Genomic DNA, 3,047 nt, shown 5'->3' on the forward strand with positions numbered 1-3,047 from the left:
GGGCCGGGCGGGGCGCTGGCCACCGAATTCCCGAAGTCGGTGACGCAGGTGTTCTCCGGAGGGGACCGGCCGGCGGCCGCGATGGTCTTCGAGGGCGACTTCGTGGCGGTGAACATCGCCCAGACCGATGCGAAGATCGGCAAGGACGCCCTGGTGTTCCCGTTCCCGGCGGTCGGCGGCAAGCCGCCGGTGGTGTCGGGCGGTGACGTGGCGGTGGCGCTGAAGCCGTCGAAGGGCGCGCAGGCGCTGCTGACGTTCCTGGCCTCCCCGGACGCGGCGGAGATCCAGGCCCGCGAGGGCGGCTTCCTGTCCCCGAACAAGGCGGTGAGCCTGTCCGCGTACCCGAACGACATCCAGCGGGGCATCGCCGAGGCCCTGATCGCGGCCGGCGACGACTTCCGCTTCGACATGTCGGACCAGGCGCCGGCGGCCTTCGGCGGGACCCCGGGCGCGGGCGAGTGGAAGGCCCTGCAGGACTTCCTGGCGAACCCGTCGGACGTGGCGGGCGCCCAGAACAGACTGGAGGCGGAGGCGGCCAAGGCGTACGGGAACTGATCCCCGTGACGCCCTCGGCCGGTACGGGGGCGGCCGCGCGCGAAGCCGCGCGCCGGCCCGCCCCGTCCCCGCGGTCCGGGCAGGCCCGGCACCGCCGCCTCGTCGCGGCGGCGTTCCTCCTCCCGGCGCTGGTGCTGCTCGGGGCGCTCGTCGTGCACCCGATCGGCTACTCCGTCCACCGCAGCCTCTTCGACCGCTCCGGCGACCGCTTCGTCGGCGGGGGCAACTACGCGGAGATCCTGCGCGACGACGCCATCCGCACGGCCGTGGAGAACACGGCGCTGTGGGTCGTGGTCGCGCCGGCCGCCGCGACGGCCCTCGGCCTGGTCTTCGCCGTGCTCACCGAGCGGGTGCGCTGGGGCGCCGCGTTCAAGCTGCTGGTCTTCATGCCGATGGCGATCTCGATGCTGGCGGCCGGCATCATCTTCCGGCTGGTCTACGACCACGACCCCGACCGGGGCGCCGCCAACGCGGTGCTGGTCGCGGTCCACGACACCTTCGCTCCGGCCTCGGCGTTCCCGAAGGCCCGCCCGGGCCGGGACTCGCCGCTCGCCCCCGGGCAGGGAGCCGACGCGGGCGGCTACGTCACCCGCGAGCCGGTCCGGGCGGGCACGCCGGTGCTGCTCCCGCTCGTCGGCGTCGCCCCCGAGGCGCTGCCCGAGGGCACCCGTACGGCCCGTCCCGCCGGGGCGGAGCCGGCCCGGGTCACGGGGACGGTCTGGCAGGACTTCACCCGGGGCGGCGGCGGCCGGACCAACGCGGTCGACCCTGCGGAGTCCGGCTTCGCCGGGATGCGGATCGAGGCGGTGAAGGGCGGCCGGGTGGTGGAGTCGGCGACGGCCCGCGCGGACGGCACGTTCAGCATGTCCGCGAAGGCCGACGGGGCACTGCTGCGGCTGCCGGCGTCGAACTTCCGGGAGGCGTACGCGGGGGCGGACTGGCTGGGCCCGTCTCTGGTCACCCCGGCGATCATCGGGGCGTACGTGTGGATGTGGGCCGGGTTCGCGATGGTGCTGATCGCGGCGGGGCTGGCCTCCGTCCCGCGGGAGCTGCTGGAGGCGGCACGGGTGGACGGTGCGAACGAGTGGCAGGTGTTCCGCCGGATCACCGTCCCGCTGCTGGCGCCGGTGCTGGCGGTGGTCCTCGTCACCCTCGTGATCAACGTGATGAAGATCTTCGACCTGGTGTTCGTGATCGCGCCGGGCTCGGTCCAGGACGACGCCAACGTCCTGGCCCTGCAGCTGTACCGGACCTCCTTCGGCACGGACGCCGACGCGGGGCTGGGCAGCGCCATCGCGGTGCTGCTGCTGGTGCTGGTGGTGCCGGTCATGCTCTACAACATCCGCCGCATGCGCCGGGAGGCCCGCCGATGAGCTTCGCGCAGACCGCAGCCGCCCGCCTGGCCGGCGGGGCCGTCCGCGTCTTCCTCGTCTGCACGGCCCTGTTCTGGCTGCTGCCCACCCTGGGCCTGCTGGGCTCCTCCTTCCTCGACCCGGGCGACCTGAACCGCGGCGGCTGGTGGCAGGCCCTGACCGCGCCGGCCCGGCTGACGACCGGGAACTACGAGCGGCTGCTCGCCAACGACGCGATCACCGGCTCGCTGCTGAGCACGGTGGCCATCACCGTGCCCGCGACCCTGCTGGTGCTGGTCCTGGGCTCGTTCGCCGGATACGCCTTCGCCTGGCTGGAGTTCCCGGGCCGGGACTGGCTGTTCCTCGTCGTCGTCGCCCTGCTCGTCGTCCCGGTGCAGGTGGCGCTGATCCCCGTCTCCGAACTCTTCGGCGCCATAGGCCTGTTCGAGACGACCGCGGGGGTGGTGCTGTTCCACACGGCGTTCGGGCTGCCGTTCGCGGTGTTCCTGCTGCGCAACTTCTTCGCGCAGATCCCGCGGGAGCTGCTGGAGGCCGCCCGGCTGGACGGGGCCGGCGAACTGCGGCTGTTCGCCCGGGTGGTGCTGCCGCTGGCCGGGCCGGCGATCGCCTCGCTGGGCATCTTCCAGTTCCTGTGGGTGTGGAACGACATGCTGATCGCGCTGGTCTTCGCGGACTCCTCGCACCCGCCCGTCACGGTCGCCCTCCAGCAGCAGGTACGGCAGTTCGGCAACAACATCGACATCCTCGCGCCCGGCGCGTTCCTGTCGATGGTGGTGCCGCTGGTCGTGTTCTTCGCGTTCCAGCGGCAGTTCACGACGGGGGTGATGGCCGGCGCCGTCAAGTGACTTCCGCTCCCCGCCTCAACGGGCGGGGATTCCTGCCACGGTCGGCTGACCGACTTCGAATGCGAGCCGGTGGAGTTCAACGGTGAGAACAACCACGTGCACCTGCTGGTGAACTTCCCGCCGAAGGTGGCTCTGTCCAAGCTGGTCGACTCACTCAGGGGCACCAGCTCACGCAGGCTCCGCCAGGAGTACCCGGAACTCGTGCGGCACTCCTGGCGGGCGCAGCGTGCGATTGGTCCCGGTAGCGGCACCAGGGCCCGGGTGGGGTCAGGGG

Annotated in this window: 2 protein-coding genes and 2 pseudogenes; all 4 read left to right on the forward strand. The window is 72.8% G+C overall.

Features of this window, described 5'->3' with window-relative positions; genetic code table 11:
• Positions 1–555: pseudogene (locus tag HYE82_RS35450) on the forward strand (carbohydrate ABC transporter substrate-binding protein); the annotation flags it as partial.
• Positions 556–560: 5 nt separating this feature from the next.
• On the forward strand, positions 561–1,928 hold the full coding sequence (locus tag HYE82_RS35455; protein ID WP_309144561.1) for a sugar ABC transporter permease: 1,368 nt from the start codon (positions 561–563) through the stop codon (positions 1,926–1,928).
• Positions 1,925–2,773 (forward strand): carbohydrate ABC transporter permease, encoded by an 849-nt coding sequence (locus HYE82_RS35460; protein WP_179178342.1) that lies wholly within the window; start codon positions 1,925–1,927, stop codon positions 2,771–2,773. Before HYE82_RS35455 ends, HYE82_RS35460 begins: the two co-directional genes overlap by 4 nt.
• Positions 2,774–2,845: 72 nt before the next feature.
• A pseudogene (locus HYE82_RS35465) lies at positions 2,846–3,047 on the forward strand (transposase); the annotation flags it as partial.

This window comes from Streptomyces sp. BR123, assembly GCF_013401435.1.
Classification (GTDB): domain Bacteria; phylum Actinomycetota; class Actinomycetes; order Streptomycetales; family Streptomycetaceae; genus Streptomyces.

Excerpts from the sequence above, each read along its gene's own strand:
- HYE82_RS35460 (WP_179178342.1), top strand. The coding sequence starts at position 1,925 with ATGAGCTTCGCGCAGACCGCAGCCGCCCGCCTGGCCGGCGGGGCCGTC.